Annotated in this window: 20 protein-coding genes; 10 read left to right on the forward strand and 10 right to left on the reverse strand. The window is 66.9% G+C overall.

The annotated features are described in order from the left end of the window. Positions 1-259: 259 nt before the first annotated feature. Positions 260-1,198, forward strand: coding sequence for a polyphosphate kinase 2 (gene ppk2 / locus DAT37_RS17660; RefSeq protein WP_109525864.1), 939 nt, complete (start codon positions 260-262; stop codon positions 1,196-1,198). A 454-nt stretch (positions 1,199-1,652) separates the two neighbouring features. On the opposite strand, the gene DAT37_RS17665 is transcribed toward ppk2, so the two are convergent. The 3 genes from DAT37_RS17665 to DAT37_RS44150 form a co-directional block, all read right to left on the reverse strand. Beyond that, positions 1,653-2,033: a VOC family protein gene (locus DAT37_RS17665; RefSeq protein ID WP_109525865.1), complete on the reverse strand. Its 381-nt coding sequence runs from the start codon at positions 2,031-2,033 to the stop codon at positions 1,653-1,655. Between the two features lie 193 nt (positions 2,034-2,226). Beyond that, a complete protein-coding gene (locus DAT37_RS17670; RefSeq protein ID WP_109525866.1) occupies positions 2,227-2,505 on the reverse strand; it encodes an HAD family hydrolase in 279 nt (92 codons plus the stop codon). A 585-nt stretch (positions 2,506-3,090) separates the two neighbouring features. Then, complete coding sequence (locus tag DAT37_RS44150) at positions 3,091-3,255, reverse strand: hypothetical protein (protein WP_157978530.1); 165 nt, start codon at positions 3,253-3,255, stop codon at positions 3,091-3,093. Positions 3,256-3,540: 285 nt separating this feature from the next. Here DAT37_RS44150 and DAT37_RS17675 point away from each other — a divergent pair, with 285 nt between their 5' ends. The 4 genes from DAT37_RS17675 to DAT37_RS17690 all read left to right on the forward strand — a co-directional run bounded on the left by DAT37_RS17675 (position 3,541) and on the right by DAT37_RS17690 (position 7,294). Further along, positions 3,541-3,816, forward strand: a complete 276-nt coding sequence (locus DAT37_RS17675; protein WP_109525867.1) for a GlsB/YeaQ/YmgE family stress response membrane protein — start codon at positions 3,541-3,543, stop codon at positions 3,814-3,816. Positions 3,817-4,042: 226 nt separating this feature from the next. Beyond that, positions 4,043-5,290, forward strand: coding sequence for an AI-2E family transporter (locus tag DAT37_RS17680; RefSeq protein ID WP_109525868.1), 1,248 nt, complete (start codon positions 4,043-4,045; stop codon positions 5,288-5,290). A 333-nt stretch (positions 5,291-5,623) separates the two neighbouring features. Continuing rightward, positions 5,624-6,748, forward strand: a complete 1,125-nt coding sequence (locus DAT37_RS17685; RefSeq protein WP_109525869.1) for an NADH:flavin oxidoreductase — start codon at positions 5,624-5,626, stop codon at positions 6,746-6,748. A gap of 84 nt (positions 6,749-6,832) precedes the next feature. Further along, the gene (locus DAT37_RS17690) at positions 6,833-7,294 is read left to right on the forward strand and encodes an SbtR family transcriptional regulator (RefSeq protein ID WP_109525870.1); all 462 of its coding nucleotides are present in this window, start codon (positions 6,833-6,835) and stop codon (positions 7,292-7,294) included. A gap of 21 nt (positions 7,295-7,315) precedes the next feature. Here DAT37_RS17690 and DAT37_RS17695 read toward each other — a convergent pair whose 3' ends face one another. Beyond that, entirely contained in the window at positions 7,316-7,561 is a 246-nt protein-coding gene (locus tag DAT37_RS17695) for a hypothetical protein (RefSeq protein WP_198654314.1), read from the reverse strand. A gap of 11 nt (positions 7,562-7,572) precedes the next feature. After that, the gene (locus tag DAT37_RS17700; RefSeq protein WP_109525872.1) at positions 7,573-8,637 is read right to left on the reverse strand and encodes a lactonase family protein; all 1,065 of its coding nucleotides are present in this window, start codon (positions 8,635-8,637) and stop codon (positions 7,573-7,575) included. Between the two features lie 77 nt (positions 8,638-8,714). Between DAT37_RS17700 and DAT37_RS17705 the strand changes: the two genes are divergently transcribed. Both DAT37_RS17705 and DAT37_RS17710 read left to right on the forward strand, forming a co-directional pair. Next, on the forward strand, positions 8,715-9,599 hold the full coding sequence (locus DAT37_RS17705) for a LysR family transcriptional regulator (RefSeq protein WP_109526062.1): 885 nt from the start codon (positions 8,715-8,717) through the stop codon (positions 9,597-9,599). Between the two features lie 90 nt (positions 9,600-9,689). After that, on the forward strand, positions 9,690-10,442 hold the full coding sequence (locus DAT37_RS17710; protein WP_157978531.1) for a DUF4184 family protein: 753 nt from the start codon (positions 9,690-9,692) through the stop codon (positions 10,440-10,442). Here the strand turns inward: DAT37_RS17710 and DAT37_RS17715 are convergent. From DAT37_RS17715 to DAT37_RS17735, 5 genes are all read right to left on the reverse strand, one after another. After that, positions 10,427-10,684, reverse strand: a complete 258-nt coding sequence (locus DAT37_RS17715; RefSeq protein ID WP_109525874.1) for a hypothetical protein — start codon at positions 10,682-10,684, stop codon at positions 10,427-10,429. The genes DAT37_RS17710 and DAT37_RS17715 overlap by 16 nt on opposite strands. A gap of 263 nt (positions 10,685-10,947) precedes the next feature. After that, positions 10,948-11,931 (reverse strand): glycine betaine ABC transporter substrate-binding protein, encoded by a 984-nt coding sequence (locus tag DAT37_RS17720; protein WP_109525875.1) that lies wholly within the window; start codon positions 11,929-11,931, stop codon positions 10,948-10,950. Beyond that, positions 11,928-12,665, reverse strand: coding sequence for an ABC transporter permease (locus DAT37_RS17725; RefSeq protein ID WP_109525876.1), 738 nt, complete (start codon positions 12,663-12,665; stop codon positions 11,928-11,930). The genes DAT37_RS17720 and DAT37_RS17725 overlap by 4 nt, the downstream gene beginning before the upstream one ends. Further along, entirely contained in the window at positions 12,662-13,945 is a 1,284-nt protein-coding gene (locus DAT37_RS17730; RefSeq protein ID WP_109525877.1) for an ABC transporter ATP-binding protein, read from the reverse strand. The genes DAT37_RS17725 and DAT37_RS17730 overlap by 4 nt, the downstream gene beginning before the upstream one ends. Next, entirely contained in the window at positions 13,942-14,586 is a 645-nt protein-coding gene (locus tag DAT37_RS17735) for an ABC transporter permease (RefSeq protein WP_109525878.1), read from the reverse strand. Before DAT37_RS17735 ends, DAT37_RS17730 begins: the two co-directional genes overlap by 4 nt. A 286-nt stretch (positions 14,587-14,872) precedes the next feature. Between DAT37_RS17735 and DAT37_RS17740 the strand changes: the two genes are divergently transcribed. The 3 genes from DAT37_RS17740 (at position 14,873) to DAT37_RS17750 (ending at position 18,813) form a co-directional block, all read left to right on the forward strand. Further along, positions 14,873-16,372, forward strand: a complete 1,500-nt coding sequence (locus DAT37_RS17740) for an aldehyde dehydrogenase family protein (protein ID WP_109525879.1) — start codon at positions 14,873-14,875, stop codon at positions 16,370-16,372. Positions 16,373-16,487: 115 nt separating this feature from the next. Further along, positions 16,488-17,393: a TIGR03564 family F420-dependent LLM class oxidoreductase gene (locus DAT37_RS17745; RefSeq protein ID WP_109525880.1), complete on the forward strand. Its 906-nt coding sequence runs from the start codon at positions 16,488-16,490 to the stop codon at positions 17,391-17,393. Positions 17,394-17,748: 355 nt separating this feature from the next. After that, positions 17,749-18,813 carry an aldo/keto reductase gene (locus tag DAT37_RS17750; protein ID WP_109525881.1) on the forward strand — a complete coding sequence of 355 codons (1,065 nt, stop codon included), beginning with the start codon at positions 17,749-17,751 and terminating at the stop codon, positions 18,811-18,813. Positions 18,814-18,836: the final 23 nt, after the last annotated feature.

Consider the following 18,836-nt stretch of genomic DNA (forward strand, 5'->3'; position numbering starts at 1 on the left):
CTGGGTCCGCATGCGGTCAGTGTATTGAACTCTTGAGTTCAGTTCAACTGCACAGGAAGGCAAAGAAGCACGGCGAGCGGACCGGGGAGTCCTCGGTCCGCCCCGACATTCGAACTCGCACCACGGATGTCCGACACTGCCCAACTACTCGGCACCCCCCGAAAGTCGACAAGGAGGAGATCGGCTGCCGGCCGTCCGGGTAGGCGAAGGTGCGCCCGGTGTTCACCGGCCGGTCGATTTCCGTCGTTAACGTCGCGGAATGACCCACTTCGCTGCCTCCCCGCGTTCATTGCGTGATCTGAGTGAGATCGCCGATCTGGAATCGGCGATCGATCTGACCGACACCACCGGCTTCTCCGTCGATGACGTCGATGACGACGACCCGCTGCTGTTGACCGCCGACGGAGAGTTCGTCGTCGACACCTGGCGTGAGGGCTACCCGTACGACCGGCGCCTGGAACGCCCGGTCTACGAGGCCGACAAGCGGCTGTTGCAGATCGAGTTACTCAAGTTGCAGAACTGGGTCAAGGCCACCGGGCGGCGCCTGGTCGTGGTGTTCGAGGGCCGCGACGCCGCGGGCAAAGGCGGAACGATCAAACGGTTCACCGAACATCTCAATCCGCGCGGTGCCCGGGTGGTGGCGCTGGAGAAGCCGACCACTCGTGAGCAGACGCAGTGGTATTTCCAGCGCTATGTCGAGCACCTACCCGCGGCCGGGGAGATCGTGCTGTTCGATCGGTCCTGGTACAACCGGGCCGGGGTGGAGCGGGTGATGGGTTTCTGTACCCCCGAACAGCATCGGCGTTTCCTGGCCCAGGTGCCGCTGTTCGAACGGATGCTGGTCGAGGACGGCATCGACCTGGTGAAGTTCTGGTTCTCGGTGTCACCCCTGGAACAGCGCACCCGCTTCGCGATCCGTCAGGTCGACCCGGTCCGGCAGTGGAAATTGTCGCCGATGGATCTGGCCTCGCTGGACAAGTGGGACGACTACACGGCGGCGAAGGAGGAGAACTTCGAACACACCGACACCGACTACGCCCCGTGGATCGTGGTGAGGAGCAACGACAAGAAACGCGCGCGCCTCAACGCGATGCGCTACGTGCTCGGCCTGTTCGACTACGAGAACAAGGACCGCGAGATCGTCACCGCGGCGGATCCGCTCATCATCGGCCGAGCCCGCGACGTCATCGGTTCGTGACGGTCGGTACCCGCGCTTCCGCGCATCGATCCGCTGTGGTTTGTCCGGTATCTGCCGGTTCGATGCTGGACAGTGGGGCCGACCCCCGAAAGGCGGCCCCACCGTTTTTCACAGCAGGCGTGGGCGGCATCCACGACGCCGTTCACGCGGTTTCGGGCATCGGTTTCCCCGATGACCACAACGATCGTAGACCCCCGAACGCCGAACACCGAATCGTGGTCTCGCGACCGCATCGGAGGGGCGCGGTCACCCGATGGATACACGCGGGGGCACGGCTCCGGTCGGCTCGGTCCTCCCGTCCGGCTGCGCGGATCGAGTGGGCGCCCACGCGATCCGCGAGACCCGGTACGCCTTGCCGGGCAATCCGAAGCCTAACGGCCCCGGTTTCTCTCCCGGTTACGTCCGTGCTACGGCCGTGCGGCCGGGCTCGAACACTCCGCCGCGCCCGGTCCGCTCAGGATTCGGGGAGCCAGACCAGGCAGAACGTGTGGCCCACGGGGTCACGGTAGACGCGGAACGCGCCGTCGGTCTCGGCCTGGATCAGCTCTGCTCCCAGTGCGAGCGCACGGGGTTGAGCGACCTCGATGTCGTCGACGAGCACATCGAAATGGATTTGCTGAGAACCCTTGGTATCCGGAAACTCCGGCGGCTCGTAGTTCGGTGCGGTCTGAAAGGCGATGCGCCTTCCCGACGCGTCCGCGAGAACCACCCAGTCCTCTTCGTCGGACACGACCCGCGCACCCAGCAGATGCCCGTAGAAATCGGCCAGTGCGCGTGGATCGGGGCAATCCAGGACGACACTGCGCAGTGTGCCGACCCCTTGCTCGGTTGTCACCTTCTGTCTCCTCCCGACAGTTCCTGGGCGAGGACCGACCGCCACGGCGGATCGCTGTTACTCGTGCTGGAATCGGCCCCACACACCCGCGATACCACCATGGCCCTACCCGGCCCGCCGCGCCGACAAACCGCCGACCACCACGGTCCCGCAATCGCCGCCGAATCCGGACAGAGGATCGACGGTGGCGAAATCAGGCGAGTGGGGTGTCGGCCAGGGCTCGCACGAGGTCCGCGGGGGTGTCGTAGGGGGCGATGGCACCGGCTTCGCGGAGTTCGTCGTCGCCGAAGCCGCCGCAACGTACGGCGGTGATCAGCTGATCCCCGCCCATGCCGATCAGCCGGTGCAGACGCCACACCGGGAAGGTCTCGCCCACCGAGCGCAGAGCTCGATACCAGGCCAGCGCGTGATGGTAGTTGGAATCGATGAGTGTGCCGTCGATGTCGAGGACGGCGATGGCGGAGTCGGTCACCTGCGACGGCTACCCACGCTCGCCGTGTCCAACCCACCTCATCCGCGGCGAAACGGTGCGGTGATGCCCCGGCCGGGGTGCGAATCCGTGTATTCGGTAACAAGTCGGATGATCTCGTGCACGCGGTGAATAGTTCACGCGTGCTGGGTAATGCTGGATCGGTGTCGTCGATGTCCGACGGCGAAATCATCCGTACCGGAGGTACTTTCACGTGCGTGACGTCGATTACGCCCGGCTGTTCAGCCATCCCTCGCAGTGCGAACCACTGCCTGCCTCGGCACAGGAGCAGGTCGTGCCGGTCCCGGTGTTCTCCAGCGCACCTGATCGCCCGTCCACATCGGTCGATATGCCGCGCTTTCGTCACTGACCGCGAACAGTCCTCGGGTCTCGATGTGACAACACCGTCGGTGCGGGTATGCGGCACTTCAGGGTGCGACCACCTCGACTCGGGTCGCATCCAGGCCACGACACGACCGTGCCGGCCTTCGCGCCCGTGCGGCTCGCTTCGTGGGCCCCGCGGGTCTGTCCTGCCGGATGGCGATCGCAGGGCGGATCCGACGGGAGATCCCCGCCTGTCGGTTACGGTCAGGCGGCCAGAGCAGGCCCCGGCGTCGCCTCGGTGTTCTCACCGCTCTCGTCCCCGCGCGTCGGCAGTCCCATGACCTGAGCCCACCACTGACTCAACGGACTCGGGTCGGGCCACACCACGGCACCACGAATGTGGGCATTCGAATACGGCTTCTTCGTCATCGCGGACGCCTCTCGCAGTTCGATCCCCGACAATCCATCCGCCCCGCCATCCGGACCCGCGGAATGAACGTGGAGTACCCGCCTCCGACCGGTGCCAATCGTCACGACATGGCACCGAGTCCCCGGTGTCGATCTCGAACCCGACCGGAGGTGCGAACCCCATTGCTCGGCAGGGAGATCGGATTTGCTCGTCGTGGAGGTTTGTTCCCGAGATACGGGGTATGTCGGGCAGCGAAGCACGCTCGGACGGTGAGCGTCGACGGTTCGTGAACAGAGGAGAAGGCAATGCTGGGTCTGGGAATTCTCGGGTGGATCATCATCGGCGGACTGGCGGGCTGGATCGCCAGCAAGCTCATGAAAACCGACGCCCAGCAGGGCATTCTGCTCAATATCGTCGTCGGAATCATCGGCGGTCTGCTCGGCGGATTCCTGCTGAAGTTGCTCGGCACCGACGTCGAGGGCGGCGGGCTGTGGTTCAGCTTCTTCACCTGCCTGGGCGGCGCGGTCATCCTGCTGTTCCTGGTTCGACTCGTCACCGGCCGCAATCGCGCGCTGCGGTAATCACACCGAAGGCGCGGTGGCGTCAGGGTCGTGATCGGCTGTTCCAGCCGAGAGCGACCCGACCGCAGCCCTCGCCGGGGAACTCTCCATCGAAGCGGTCCGACAGCCGAGAAGGCTTCGGACCGCTTTCGCTACCGCAGGTCGATGTTTCGTCCGACCCGCAACCCTTCGCGTCTTGTGAGACGGGCGGGCACCGCCTCGCCGACAGGAAAGGACCACCTCCTCGATGGGAGATCGTGCAGGTAATGACGAGCGCGCTCACCACCGCGTCGCGTGTCAGACTGACAGCGTGAGCGGGACGGGGAAGAAAAGCGCTGGGACGCAACAGAATGGAAAGTCGTGGCGCGATCGCGGTGACGTGATCGGTGGCGGCTTGCTGTGGTTGGCCAAATGGTCGCTGTGCATCGTGGCGATCGCGGCCGGAGCGTGGGTACTGGGTTCGGTCGCCGCCCGGCTGTGGGTGGTGATCCTGCCGGTCGCGCTGGCGATCGTGGTGACCACGATCCTGTGGCCGCCCACCCGCTGGCTGACCCGGCGCGGGCTGCCGCCCGCGGCCGCGGCCTCGCTCGCGCTGCTGGGATTCCTCGCGCTGCTGTCCGGTGTGATCGCGCTGATCGTGCCGTCGGTCGCCGATCAAGCGCCCGAACTCGCCGACAAGTCCACCGCCGGTGTCAACCAGGTGCGCGACTGGGTCCAGGGACCGCCGCTGAACATCCGCGACGAGCAACTCGACTCCGCCGTCGACGCCATCGTGCAACGACTGCAGTCCAGCGGCGCGCAGATCGCCAACGGCGTATTCACCGGCGTGACCACCGCGACGTCGGTCCTGATCACCGTATTCCTGGTGCTGGTGCTGGTGTTCTTCTTCCTCAAGGACGGCCCACGACTGCTGCCGTGGATGCATTCGGTGTTCGGTAACCGCAGCGGCCGCCACGTCGAAGCGGTGCTCGAAAGGGTATGGGCGACGCTGGGCGGATTCATCCGGACCCAAGCGGTCGTCAGCTTCGTCGACGCGGTATTCATCGGCGCGGGCCTGTTCATCCTCGACGTCCCCTTGGCGATGGTGCTGTCGGTGATCACCTTCATCGGCGGATTCGTCCCCATGGTCGGCGCTTTCGTCGCAGGCGCCCTGGCCGTACTCGTCGCCCTGGTCGGCAACGGGTTGACGACCGCGCTGATCGTGCTCGGCATCGTCATCGCGGTGCAGCAGCTGGAAGGCAATGTGCTGCAACCGGTCCTGCAAAGCCGCAGCATGGAACTGCACGCCGTGATCGTGTTGCTCGCGGTGACCGCGGGCGGTTCGCTCTACGGCATAACCGGCGCGTTCCTGGCGGTTCCGGTGGTCGCGATGTTCGCGGTGGTGATCCGCTACATCGGCGAGCAGATCGACGCGGTCACCGCCCCACCACCGGAAGCGGACGAGCCGGATCCCGGCAAGGTCACCGCACCCTCGCCCGAATCCGGCACCGCGTAGCCCGAACTCGGGGTCGCGGTGGATCGGCGCGGGCCGCGCCGATGACCTGTCTACCCGCGGATGGCCGCGCGCGAAGCTGTCATGAGGAAACGACGACCTGCCTGCGCCTTCGCTCGGCGCCGCTGCTGAGGCGCCGCCGATACGCGAGGAGATACCGCCGGTCACCGTGGGCGAATCCACAGCCGTTCCGGGAATGAACGCGGGGATCCGAAGGTTGATGCCACTGCGTCGATATGCATACGCAGCGGCATCGTCGCATTTCGGAGCAGTTTCAGTCGTGACGGCGCACGACCCGGGTCGAGTGTCGCGCACTTATCGGGCCGGGAGGCACACGTGACAAGAACCATCGATACCGCCAGGGCCGGGCAGATTCTCGGCAGGCCGTTCCGTATCGGTGATCTCGCACTGCCCAACCGGATCGTCATGGCGCCGATGACGCGCAAATTCTCGCCCGGTGGCGTACCCGACGACGACGTCGTGCGGTACTACGCCCGGCGGGCCGCGGAGGACGTGGGGCTGATCATCACCGAGGGGACTTTCGTCGGACATCCTTCGGCCGGGATGAGTGACCGGATCCCGCGTTTCTGGGGTGACGACGCGCTCGCGGGCTGGGCCCGTGTGGTCGCGGGCGTGCACGATGCCGGCGGGAAGATCATTCCGCAACTGTGGCATGTGGGGGTGACCAGGGAAGCGGGCTCGGGGCCGGTCGCCGACGCACCGCCGGTGGGCCCCTCCGGTATCGGACTGGACGGCGCGCCCAAGGGTGAGGCGTTGAGCGCGAAGGATATCGACGATGTCGTCACGGCCTTCGTCGACGCCGCGGCCGCCGCGCAACGCCTCGGCTTCGACGGTCTCGAATTGCACGGTGCGCACGGCTATCTCATCGACCAGTTCCTGTGGGAGCGCACGAATAGGCGCACGGACGGCTACGGGGGTGACCTGGAGTCGCGCATCCGCTTCGCCGAGGAGATCGTCACCGCCGTGCGCGCCGCGGTGACACCGGAGTTCCCGATCTTCTTCCGCCTCTCGCAGTGGAAATCCGAGAACTACGACGCCAGGATCGCGGAGAACCCGGCCGAACTCGAGCGCATCCTCACTCCCTTGGCCGAGGCGGGCGTGGACGTGTTCCACGCGTCGACTCGTCGCTACTGGCTCCCGGAATTCGACGGCAGCGAGCTGAACCTGGCCGGCTGGACCAAGAAGCTGACCGGAAAGCCCTCGATCACCGTCGGTTCGGTCGGCCTGGACAAGGAATTCGTCGGCCCCGCCGGGAGGGCATCCGAAAGCGCGGTGACCGGTATCGAGGAATTGCTCGACCGGGCCGAGCGCGACGAATTCGATCTGGTCGCGGTCGGCCGAGCCTTGATCGCCGATGCCGAGTGGGCGCGCAAGACGCTGACCGGGCGGTCGGAGGATGTGCTGCCGTACAGCGTTGAGCACCTGTCCTCGCTGCATTAGCCTGCCGCGAATACCGAATGTGCCGCGAACCTGCCGTGCGTGCCGGTGGGGCGGCACGGCTGGCTTCGTGGTGACTTCTGTTGTGTGAGAAGAAGTTCTCGGCATTTCCCGACCCGAGCCCAGCTGATCTCGGCCGTCTACGCCGAGCGGATCGGTGCGCTGTGCGCTCTGGCGGTCGACATGCGGGCCCGCGAACCCGCGGGCGCCGCGTTGCTCCGCTGGTTGCGTGCGGTCATCGACGATCTCGCCGCTGGTCGTGGCCTGCGTGAAGCGTTCGTCGACGCACACCAACTCCGCGATGGGCAACCGTCGCCCGAAGTCGAGCAGTGGCATCGCCTCACCGATGCCGCCGTCGAACCGCTGCTGGCCGATGCCGAAGCGGCAGGGGTGATCAGAACGGACCTGCGCGTCGACGAACTGATGGCCTTGGTTTCCGCGGTCGCCCACATCAGCGACGACCCCGGCCGGGCACACCGCCTGCTCGAGCTCACACTCGAAGGGCTCATGCTGTCGCGGTCTTCGAACGATGCGGCACCGCGGAACTGACACCGGACAGCTCCCGGTCGGTCAGCCGACGGCGACGTGGTGAACACCGTGGGGTAGCGGGATCCGTTGCACGGGAGTCAGACCCGGTTGCTCGTCGGAGCCGACCCGGAATATCTCGATTCCCGGCCCCGGGTCCTGCGGGCCGCGTCCCTGGAACACTGTGGCGAGGAAGTATTCGCCGGTGGGGTCGAAGGCGCCGCCTTCGGGCAGGACGCCCCGCAGTGGGTAGTCGCCGATCTTGGTCACCGCTCCGGTGGCGCCGTCCATGCGCAGTAGGGTCACCGACGCGTACTCGTCGTAGCCGGGGGAGCCGGGCGGGAACGCGCTGCCGTGCATGTTGACGGTGGCGATATGCGTGCCGTCGGGGCTGATGGCGAGCCCTTCGGCCGACTTGTCCGTGTCGGCGGTGGCGAGACCCGATGTCGGCTGGTCGTGCCGGGCTCGCCGAGTCGGATGACGCCGAGTTTCGAGCGGTCCGAGGGCAGTCGGTCGGCGAGGGTGGTGGCGGCGAGGTCGCGGCCCCAGTCGGAAGTGAGGTAGTGGCGTCCGTCGGGGGTGAAGCGGCCGACGAAAGGATCGGGGCCGGTGCGCACCGGCGCACCCCAGGGTGCCACGGCCACCGTGCCGTTCGGCCGCGCGTCGACCGAGAAGAATGCCACGCGGTCCTGGGTGGTGATGTTGACGGCCAGTGCGCGGCCGCCGGGATGCCACTGGACGTTGGTCGCCAGGACTCCGCCCCTGGGGCCGGGGGAGTTCCCGGTGATGCCGAGGGCCGCCAGGTCGAAGTCCGCAGGCGTGCCGAATGCTGTTCCGCTCCAAGGGATCAGCTGCAAACGCGTGGCCTCGGCACCGCTGGACACGACGGCGATGTGGTTCCCGTCGGGGCTGACCGCGATGGCCTCCGGCGCCGGGGCGATGGTCGCCGAGGCGGCGACCGCCATCGTGTTCTCCTCGGAAATACGCACGGCGGCAAGCTGATTCCCCGGCGGCAGTTGTCCCGCCATGGTGTCGCCGGACCCGCGTCGGCCGAGTCGTTCGGCGACGAAGGCGGTGGAACCGTCGGGGGAGAGGGCGAGGACTTCGGGTGCGGCGGTGACCGAGTTGGAGATTTCGATCTCCTGGGTGCGGACGGTGCCGTCGATGATGCCGGTGGTGGTCAACAGGTCGCGGTGACCGGCCTCGGCGGGCGGGAGGATGCCGTCGGCGTAGGTGCTCGCGAGGTAGTCGCCGTCGGAGATCGCGACGACGCGGTCGAGGGTGAGGCCGGTCGTGGGATCGCCGGATCCGCACGCGGCGACCACACCTGCGGCCAGACAGAGGCTGAGGGCTTTCATTCCGGTCATAGGCCCAGTGTTGGCGCGACTGTGATCGTATTTCAATCGGTATATCGGACGCTGTGATAGTGAAATACGATCACAGCGTGGATCTTCGGTCGATCGAATGCTTCCTTCGGGTGGCGCAGACGCTGCATTTCGGGCGGGCGGCCTCGGAGTTGCACCTGAGCCAGCCGGCGCTGAGTCAACGGATCCGGACTCTCGAACGTGATGTCGGCGCTGTTCTGCTCGATCGCGATCGTCGCGGTGTCCGGCTGACCGAGGCCGGACAGGCCTTCATCGAGCCCGCGAAAGCCGCTGTCGCACAGGGGGAGCGAGCCGCCGATGCCGCCCGCCGTGCCGCGCGGGGGCTGCACGGGCGACTGCGTCTCGGGTTCACCGTGATCGCCTCCTACACGGCATTGCCCGGGGCGATCCAGGCGTTTCGGCACGCCTGTCCGCAAGTGACCCTCGACCTGCTCGAAATCAATTCCCCCGCGGTGGAAGCGGCGCTCGATCGCGGCGAGATCGACCTCGGCGTACTGCACCCGCCCCTGGAACGTTCTCATCTGCGAACTCGCGCACTGCCCGACGAACCGTTCGTCCTGGCGATTCCGGCGGGACATCGTCTGGCCGGGCTGTCGAGTATCGGCTTCGCCGATCTGGCGGGAGAACCGATGCTCGCCGCCCCGCGCAACGTCGGCCCCGTCCTGTTCGACGCCGTGACCTCGTGTCTGCGCTCCGCCGGTGTCGAACCCAGGATCGTGCAGGAAGCCACGCCGGTGACCACACTGGCGGGCCTGGTCGCCGCGGGCGCGGGGATCGGATTCGTGACCCGAGGGGTGGCGGCGGCGACTCGTCCCGGCGTCGTGTTCCGTGAGGTGGCGGGCGCGCCCGCCGTGCCGTTGGCGATCGCCTGGGCCGAATCCGGCAATTCGGCGATAGGCCAACGCTTTCTCGATGTGGCGGAAGCTCATTTCTCGGCGGTGTGACGGCCGAACTCCCGATGCGACGTGCGGCGGGTGCGCGCCCTGCGGAGCGTTGTCCTGCTGAGGATTTCGCGGCGGGATAGTCTCGGTCCGGTGCCGTTCACCCTCGCCCACCCGGCCGCAGCGCTCCTGTTCGGTCGTCACCTGCCTCTCGCGGCGCTCGTGGCGGGCACCATGGCACCGGATGTGGTCTACTACCTGCCGTTGTCGCCGCCCGTGTCGACACATGCGACAGCGGCACTGCCGGGGTGGGATCTGCTGTTCGGATTCACGCTGCTCGCGATCTTCCGCCTCACCGTGAATCCGCTGCTCGCGCTCGCCCCGTCCGGGCTTCGTCGGCGAATCCCCGCGTTCGACAGCGGGTTTCGATCGCCTGCGGAATGGGTGACAGCGGCTGTCGCGATCGTCGTCGGCGCGGGGACGCATCTGGCATGGGACGCGTTCACCCAGACCGACGGTATGGCGGTGCGGCATTGGGCGTGGTTGCGGGTCGGCGTCGTCGAACCGCACAAGCTCTACAACGTGATCGGATACCTGTCATCGATCGGCGGGATGGTGCTCGTGGGGGTGGTGGCCGTGCGCTGGTACCGGCGTGCCCCCGTGATCCGGACCGTCGATCCGTCCCCCACGTGGCGGAGTCTCGCACTGCCCACGATCGTGGTGTTCGCGATCATGGGCGGGGTGGTGGCGGCCGGCGGTGGTCACGACAGCGGGTACGACGCTGTCCGGGCCTGTCTCATCGGCGCGGTCCGAGGCGGTGTGGTCGCGGTCATGATCTACGCGGCGGCCTGGCACCTCGTGGCGGCACCCGGCCGGGCCGATCGACCGATTCAGCAGCGGCGGTAGAGCCGCTGACAGGGCAGGGGTTCCATCTCCCCGGTCACGCAATCGTCGACGCTAACCGTGCCGGTCGGGCGGAGCCTGCGCATCTCGGCGGCGAATTCCGTCGCGGCGGATTCCTCCGCGCGATAGTGCAGTACGGGCATGCCTTCGATGCCGAACTCGACCGATACGTGACGCTCCATGACCGCTACCGATTGTTCTCGTGGGAGATCGTTTGCTCGGTCGAGGCCGATGACCTGTGGCATCCGATGATTCGAACCGATCGGATGGTCGGCGAGAGTGTGAGCAACACGCCTCCACTTCGAGATGACTGGCAGTTCCCGGGAACGGGATCGGACCACGGTAACATGGTTACCAGCAGGCGAACAGTCGAGCGGGCTGAAACAGGAACATTTCCACTGTCGAAGCGTTGTCCGCCCTGTTCGGGCCGCCGAGTCCGGTCGAACGGCCTCATCATCGGATTTCCTACTGTTAGCTGGGCGCGGACTTCGGGGTGACTCCGGCGGTCCTACTCGATGAGTCCTTCACTTTTCAACCAGTCGTAGGCCACGTCCGCGGGATCCTCGCCGTCGATGTCGACGCGACCGTTGAGGTCCTGCATCAGCTGATCGGTGAGACGTTCGGAGATCGTCCCGAGCAGGGTCCGCAGCTGAGGGTACCGGTCGATGATCTCGCCGCGCACGACCGCCGTCCCGCTGTAGGGCAGGAAGAACTTCTTGTCGTCGTCGAGGACCACCAGGTTCAGATTCTTGACCCGGCCGTCGGTGGTGTACACCATGCCGAAATTGCACGGGGAGCTCTTGGCCGTCGCGGTGTAGACGACGCCGGCGTCCATGCGCGTCACGTTGCCGGACGGCACGCCGTTCGGAGTGTTGTAGGGGATGCCGTACTTTTCCAGCATCGGGATGAAACCGTCGGAGCGGCTGAAGAATTCGTCGTCGACGCAGAAGGTCCGGTCCGGGACGGGGAGCGCGGCGACATCGGAGAGGGATTTCACCTTCAGGCGGTCGGCGGTCGGGGTGGACGCTCCGAAGGCGTAGGTGTCGTTGAAGTTGGCGGGCGGGAGCCACTCCAGGTTGTGATCGCGTTTCTCGACGTCGTGCACCCGCTGCCAGAGTTCGCCCGGGTCCGAGATGGTCTCGGTCTCGTTGTGGTAGTTGACCCAGCCGGTGCCGGTGTATTCCCACAGCACGTCGGCGTCGCCGTTGAGCTGGGCCTGGCGCGACGAGGCAGATCCCGGCGCGCCGGTCAGGTCGGTGATGTCGGCCCCCGCCGCGGCCAGGTAGGTCGCGGTGATCTTGCCCAGCAGCACGCCCTCGGTGAAACTCTTCGAGGTGACGGTCAGCTTCGCGCCGTCGAGTGGTTTGTCGCCGCCGGGCAGGGTCGCGTCGTGGAATGTTCCCGAGGAACTGACCAGTCCGCATCCGGTGAGCGATATCGCCGCGGCGAACGCGCAGAGCAGGGTGACAAGTCGGGCTCGTCGCGATCTCATGAGACTCCTCGCGGTGTCGCGGCCAGTTCGACGAGTCGACCGAGCCAATCGATGATCAGCGCGAGCAGTCCGACGAGGATGGCGCCGGAGATGAGCAGTTTCGGCAGGAAGAGCGTAACGCCGGTCGTGATCAGGGTGCCCAGGCTCGTCGCGCCGATGAATGTGCTCAGTGTCGCGGTGCCGACCAGGATGACCAGCGCGGTGCGCACACCGTTGAGGATCACCGGGACCGCGAGTGGTAGTTCGACCTGGAACAACGTCCTGGCGCCCGAATAGCCGATGCCGCGCGAGGCCTCGATCGTGCGCTGGTCGACCTGCCTGAGCCCGACGATGGTGTTCTGCAGGATGGGCAGGATCGCGTAGACGACCAGGCCGACGATCGCGGTGCGGAAACCGGTGCCGAGCCAGAAGGTGAACAGCACCAGCAGACCGACGGCGGGCGCGGCCTGGCCGATATTGGCGATATTGACCGCGATCGGTTCGAACCGCTTCAACGCAGGCCGGGTCAACGCGATACCGAGCGGAATCGCGACGACGACCACGATCACGGTCGCGACCACGGTCAGTCTGACGTGTTCGAGGATGGTGGTCCGGAGGTTGTCCCAGCCCAGCGATGCCTGCTCGGTCGCGGTGAATTCCTGGGACCGGTACCAGAAGATGTAGCCGATGCCGACGACGAGAATGATGATCGGCTCGAACCACACGTCGATCGGGACGCGGCGCAACCGGTTCATGACTGTCCGGCCGATCCGGGGCCCTCGTCGGCGGCGATCACCGGTGTCGGTGTGGGATCGCTGCCGTCGACGTAGGTCTCGTAGGACGGGTCCTCCCCGTCGGAGTGCCCTTCGGCGAGTTTGTCGCGGATCACCTCGGTCACCGAGCCGATCCCGAGCGAGCCGAGTACCGCGCCGCGGCCGTCGGTGACCAGGGTCGCGCCCTGGCTGGTCGCCAGCATGGCGTCGAGCGCGTCGTTGAGGGTCGAGGACTGGGCGACGACGGGTAGCCGCCGATCGAGGAAATCCGAGACCTCCGGCTTACTGGCCAGTTCACCGAGTGTCGGCCAGGACCGCGGCCGCCCGGCCCCGTCCACGACGACCACCCAGCTCTGGCCCGCGGCCTTCGCTCGTTCGATCACCGTCCCGGAGGATTCGCCGACCCGCGCGGTGATCACCTCGTCGAAGGGCACATCACGAACCCTCGAGACAGTCAGGTACGCCAGTTTCGCGCCGGATCCGACGAACTCCTCCACGAACGGCGTGGCCGGGCTGGTCAGAATCTCCTCGGGCCGCGCGTACTGCTCGACGTGGCCGCCCTCGGACAGGATGAGCACCTTGTCACCGAGTTTGGTGGCTTCTTCGAAATCATGGGTGACGATCACGATGGTCTTGCCGAGTTCGTGCTGGATCGCGATGAGACTGTCCTGTAGGCGGACCCGGGTGATCGGATCGACCGCGCCGAAAGGCTCGTCCATGAGCAGCACCGGCGGGTCGGCCGCGAGCGCGCGTGCCACACCCACTCGCTGCTGCTGGCCGCCGGACATGTCCTTGGGCAGCCGGTCGGCGAAGGTGGCGGGGTCGAGACCGACGAGATCGAGCAGGTATTCGGTCCGTTCGGAGATCCGCTTCTTGTCCCAGCCGAGCACTCGGGGGATCGCGCCGACGTTCTTGGCGACCGTCCAGTGCGGGAACAGGCCACCGGACTGGATGACGTAGCCGATCGACTGCCGCAGTTTGTCCGGATCCTCCTTGGTGACGTCACGATCGCCGATGAAGATCCGGCCCTCGGTCGGCTCGATCAGCCGGTTGATCATCTTGAGGGTGGTGGTCTTGCCGCAACCGGACGGACCGACGAACGCGACGATCTCGCCCGCGTCGATCTGGAGGTCCAGGCGCTGCACCGCCGGTTTTTCCTGGCCCTTGTAGCGCTTGACCACCGAGTCGAGCCGGATGGAAGCGCCGGTCACGTTCCGCTCGGGGGCGGCCGGGGCGGGTCTGCTGGTCACAGCGTCGGTCATGACAGTCCCTTTGCGATGGTGAAGCGTCCGAGCAGGACGAGCAGGGCGTCGAACACCAACGCGATGACGACGATGAGGATGGTGCCTGTCAACGCCATCGCCAGCGCGTTCGCGCCGCCGAGCCGGGACAGGCCGTTGAAGATCAGCGAGCCGAGACCGGGGCCGAGCACATAGGCCACGATGGCGGCGACACCGACGATCATCTGGGTCGAGACCCTGATGCCGGTGAGGATCACCGGCCAGGCGATCGGCAATTCGACGGTCAGCAGGATGCGCCGACGCGAGAGCCCGATGCCGCGCGCGGATTCGATGACCGATTCCGGTACCGAGCGCAATCCGACGATCGCGTTACCGATGACGGGCAGCGCGGCGAAGAACGCCAGCATGATGAACGACGGAACGACGCCGAGTCCGAACGGGACGAGCAACAACGCGAGCAGGGCCAGCGACGGAATCGTCAGGGCGACGCGGCTCGAGGTCAGCGTGAGGGCCGACACGAGCGGGAGTCGATACACCGCGACCGCGACGAGCACCGCGACGAGTGTTCCGACCAGCACCGTCTGGAACGCCAGGGACGCGTGCTGATACGTCAGGAACGTCAGAAACTCCCCCCGCCCCTGGATGTAGTTCCATAGATTCACGGGATTCCCATCGTCAGCCGAATACCGGTCGAGATTTCCTTGCCGAGGATCACCGGACGCGCAGCCGTCGAAGACTAATCGAATCCACGTGTCCACTCCGTACGGCGCGCGGGGTGCCGATCGCCGATCTTGTCCAGCTTTTCCCGCGATCGCGAACGCGAAACAAATTCGGCCTCTCGCTCGAACCGGACGGACATCAGACATAACCGCCGGGCCACGGGCGCGGCCAGTATTACAGTCGGGCTGATCGAAACTCGGCACCGTCGGCGAACGAGAGAAGGTCGCGATGCTCCTCCACGACGAGCCCGCACTCGGCTCACCCGGCCTCTACATCGACGGCAACTGGGTCCATCCCGCCGGTGGCGGCACCAGGCAGATCCACGATCCGGCCGACGGCACGGTGATCGCCGTCGTCGGCGAGGCGGATCGAGCGGACGCGGTGCGGGCGGTCGCGGCGGCCCGCGCCGCGTTCGACGAGGGCCGCTGGGCGGCCACCACCAGCGAAGAGCGAGCCGCGCTGCTGGTTCGTCTCGCCGGACTGCTGGCGGTACACCGTGACGAGTTGGCGCGAATCGAGACACTCGACACCGGCAAGACGCTGCGCGAGAGTTTGCTCGACATCGATGACGTGATCGCGGTCTTCCGCTACTACGCCCACCTGGTCACCACGGATGCGGACCGCATCGTCGACACCGGGAATCCGGCCGTAATCAGTCGTGTCGTGCACGAACCGGTCGGGGTGTGCGCGCTGATCGCCCCGTGGAACTATCCGCTGTTGCAGATGTCGTGGAAGATCGCGCCCGCACTGGCGGCCGGATGCACGATGGTCATGAAGCCGAGCGAGGTGACGCCGCTGAGCACACTGGCGCTGGTACGGCTGCTCGACCGGGCCGGAGTGCCGCCCGGTGTGGTCAATCTGGTGCAGGGCGACGGCGCCGTCGTGGGGCCCGCGCTCACCGAAACCCCCGACGTCGATCTGATCTCCTTCACCGGCGGTCCGGCGACCGGGGCCGCCATCGCGCGAGGGGCCGCCGCGAACGTCACGCGGGTGACCCTGGAACTCGGTGGTAAGAATCCGCATATCGTCTTCGCCGACGCCGACTACGACAGTGCCGTCGACGCGGTGCTGACCGGAGCATTCCTGCATTCCGGGCAGGTGTGCTCGGCGGGTACCCGGCTCATCGTGCACGCGTCCATCGCCGAGGCCTTCGTCGCGGAACTGGTCCGCCGCGCCGCCCTGATCCGCGTCGGTTCCGGCACCGATCCTTCCTCGCAGACCGGGCCGTTGGTGTCGCCGGAGCATCGAGCGAAGGTAGAAGCGTATGTCGCGCTGGGCATTTCGGAAGGAGCTGTACTGGTCGCCGGTGGTGGACGCCCGGCCGACCCCCGGTTGGCGGACGGAAGCTATTACCTGCCCACGATTCTGGACCACTGCCGCCGCGATATGCGGATCGTCCAGGAGGAGACCTTCGGCCCCATCCTCACCGTGGAGCGATTCGAGACCGAGGCCGAGGCCGTCGCACTCGGAAACGACACCTCCTACGGGCTCGCGGCGGGTGTCCGGACCGGTGATCCGGCCCGGGGTGAGCGGGTCGTGCGCGCGCTGCGGCACGGAACGGTGTGGCTCAACGACTTCGGGACGTACACGCCCGGTGCGGAATGGGGCGGTTTCGGACGCTCGGGCAACGGTCGCGAGTTGGGGCCGAGCGGATTGGCCGAGTATCGCGAGACCAAACACATCTGGCACAACACCGCACCGGCCGTCGGTGGCTGGTTCGCCGAGTAGTGCGGGAAGATCTGCGCGCACGCTGCCCACCGCGCCGGCGCGGTGGGCGATGGTCTCCATGGAGGTAGCCTCGGCATCGGAATGTGAATATCGGATTCATCTTTGGAGGGCTGCGGTGCGCATCGGTCTCTACATCGGCGGCACACCACCGATCGACCACGTGCTCGACCGGATCCGGGCGTCGGCGCGGGCCGGATTGGACAGTGTCTTCCTGAACCAGGTGTTCGGTTGGGACGCGATCACCGTCGCGGCGCTCGCGGTGCGCGAGGTGCCCGATATCGAACTGGGAACGGCGGTCGCGCAAACATTTCCGCGACATCCCCTCGCGCTGGCGTCACAGGCGCTCACCGTCACCGCGCTCGGGCCGGGCCGCTTCACCCTGGGGATCGGCCCGAGCCATCCGCATGTCGTCGAGAACATGTTCGGGCTGAGCTACGAACGTCCCGCTCGCCACATCCGCGAATACCTCTCGGCGCTCGTGCCGCTGCTGCGCGGGGAGACCGTCGACTACCGGGGGGAGACGTTGCGGGCCGCGGGCACGGTCGAGGTTCCCGGCGCGGTCGCGCCGCCGGTACTGCTGTCGGCATTGGGGCCGACCATGTTGCGTATCGCGGGCGAACTGGCCGACGGCACCGTAACCACTTGGGCCACACCGCAGATCATCGCCGAACATATCGCACCCCGGCTCTCGGCCGCGGCGGCGGGACGGCGGGCGCCGCGGATCGCGGCGGTCGTGTCGACGGCCGTCACCGACGACCCGGACGCGTTGCGCCGGGAATTGGCGCGGCAGACCGCGGGGGTGTCCGACCTGCCGAGCTATCGAGAACTTCTGGACCGACAGGGCCTGAGCGGAGTCCACGAGACCGCCCTGCTCGGATCGGAAGAGGTGGTGGCCGAGGGAATTCGCGCGTTCGCCGCCGTCGGTACCACCGATCTCGTCCTCAGCGTGCGTGGCGGCGAGGAAGAACAGCGCCGCACACTCGACCTCCTGGCCTCGCTACGGCGCGAGGGCCCGCGATGACCGCCCGCTTCGAGTAGTCCGCCGCGGCGCGGTCGGCGTAGAGTCGGCGGTCACGCGAATTCGCGCCCGTCGACGGGAATCATTCGGTCCTCCATGATTTTTTCTCCGGTGCGCCGACGACCTGCCCGATAATTCGAATCATCCTGCGGATATATATCGCGAAATCCATGAGTGGCACTCTCCGTGCCATTCATCGGATTTTCTTCGCAATTGTCGTAGCGGAAGTTCGTTGATCGCATCCCGTCGAGATTCCAGACTTGGTCTGCGCGTGTCCGAAGTGAATGGCGCGGCACGTCTCTCACGACCGTGCCGGAGTCGCGGACGCGCTCGCACCGACGAAGGATGGGATGGAGCATTGAGTTACCGCACGCTCGGCAGGACCGGAGTGAAGGTCAGCCCGCTGACCCTGGGCGCGATGAACTTCGGTTCGCGTGCCACCGGCGATCACGACGAAGCGATCCGGATCATCCACCGGGCATTCGACGCGGGTATCAATATCGTCGACACCGCCGACTCGTATTCGCAGGGTGAGAGTGAAACGATTGTCGGCAAGGCATTGAAGGGTCATCGCGACAATATCGTCGTCGCGACGAAATTCCACAGCCAGTGGGGCGACGGGGTCAATACCCGTGGCAGCTCGCGGCGATGGATCTTCCAGGAAGTCGAGAACTCGCTGCGCCGACTCGATATCGACTACATCGATCTGTATCAGCAGCACAAACCCGACCCCGAGGTCGATATCGCCGAAACCGTCGGTGCGCTCGACGACCTGGTGCGCCAGGGCAAGATCCGCTACTACGGGACCACGACCAACGAACCGCACCTGCTCGTCGAGGCGCAGTGGGCGGCGACCCGGGACGGGCGCAGCCGCCCCGCGACCGAGCAGGCCCCGTATTCCATTCTCGCCAGGGGCGTCGAGCGCGCGACCCTGCCGATCGCGGGCAAATACGGGCTCGGCGTGCTGACCTGGAGTCCGCTGGCGGGCGGTTGGCTGTCGGGTAGGCATGTCGAGGGGAGTGAGGCCGGGCCGTCGGCACGTGCCGCGCGCCAGCCCGACCGTCACGATCCCGACCTGCCGATCAACCGGACCAAACGCGATATCGCGATCCGCCTCGGTGAGCTGGCCCGACAGGCCGGGCTGAGCCTGCCCGAACTCGCGGTCGCGTTCGTGCTGAACCATCCGGACGTGGACAGTGTGATCGTCGGCCCGCGCACCTTCGACCATCTGGAGAGCCTGCTCGGGGTTCCCGACATCGTGCTCGACGAGTCCGTGCTCGACGCGATCGACGAGATCGTCCCGCCCGGCGTGACTCTCAATCGCGCGGACGAGGGCTGGCTGCCGCCGTGGCTGAAGAACGAGCCCGCGTCGCGGCGACGCCACCATCCGGTCCGCGCGACGGCCGCCCTCGCGGCCGTCTGAAACCCGCTGTCGGGGTGAGGTGA

It is taken from the genome of Nocardia aurea (genome assembly GCF_003123685.1).
In the GTDB taxonomy this organism is placed as follows: Bacteria; Actinomycetota; Actinomycetes; order Mycobacteriales; family Mycobacteriaceae; genus Nocardia; species Nocardia aurea.

What these genes read in the sequence shown, in the direction of transcription:
- DAT37_RS17715 (WP_109525874.1), bottom strand. Translation starts at nt 10,684, where the DNA reads ATGCCACAGGTCATCGGCCTCGACCGAGCAAACGATCTCCCACGAGAA.
- DAT37_RS44150 (WP_157978530.1), bottom strand. Translation starts at nt 3,255, where the DNA reads ATGACGAAGAAGCCGTATTCGAATGCCCACATTCGTGGTGCCGTGGTG.
- DAT37_RS17700 (WP_109525872.1), bottom strand. Translation starts at nt 8,637, where the DNA reads ATGACCGGAATGAAAGCCCTCAGCCTCTGTCTGGCCGCAGGTGTGGTC.
- DAT37_RS17675 (WP_109525867.1), top strand. Translation starts at nt 3,541, where the DNA reads ATGCTGGGTCTGGGAATTCTCGGGTGGATCATCATCGGCGGACTGGCG.
- DAT37_RS17695 (WP_198654314.1), bottom strand. Translation starts at nt 7,561, where the DNA reads ATGGACGGCGCCACCGGAGCGGTGACCAAGATCGGCGACTACCCACTG.
- DAT37_RS17740 (WP_109525879.1), top strand. Translation starts at nt 14,873, where the DNA reads ATGCTCCTCCACGACGAGCCCGCACTCGGCTCACCCGGCCTCTACATC.
- DAT37_RS17720 (WP_109525875.1), bottom strand. Translation starts at nt 11,931, where the DNA reads ATGAGATCGCGACGAGCCCGACTTGTCACCCTGCTCTGCGCGTTCGCC.
- DAT37_RS17680 (WP_109525868.1), top strand. Translation starts at nt 4,043, where the DNA reads ATGGGAGATCGTGCAGGTAATGACGAGCGCGCTCACCACCGCGTCGCG.
- DAT37_RS17725 (WP_109525876.1), bottom strand. Translation starts at nt 12,665, where the DNA reads ATGAACCGGTTGCGCCGCGTCCCGATCGACGTGTGGTTCGAGCCGATC.
- ppk2 (WP_109525864.1), top strand. Translation starts at nt 260, where the DNA reads ATGACCCACTTCGCTGCCTCCCCGCGTTCATTGCGTGATCTGAGTGAG.
- DAT37_RS17730 (WP_109525877.1), bottom strand. Translation starts at nt 13,945, where the DNA reads ATGACCGACGCTGTGACCAGCAGACCCGCCCCGGCCGCCCCCGAGCGG.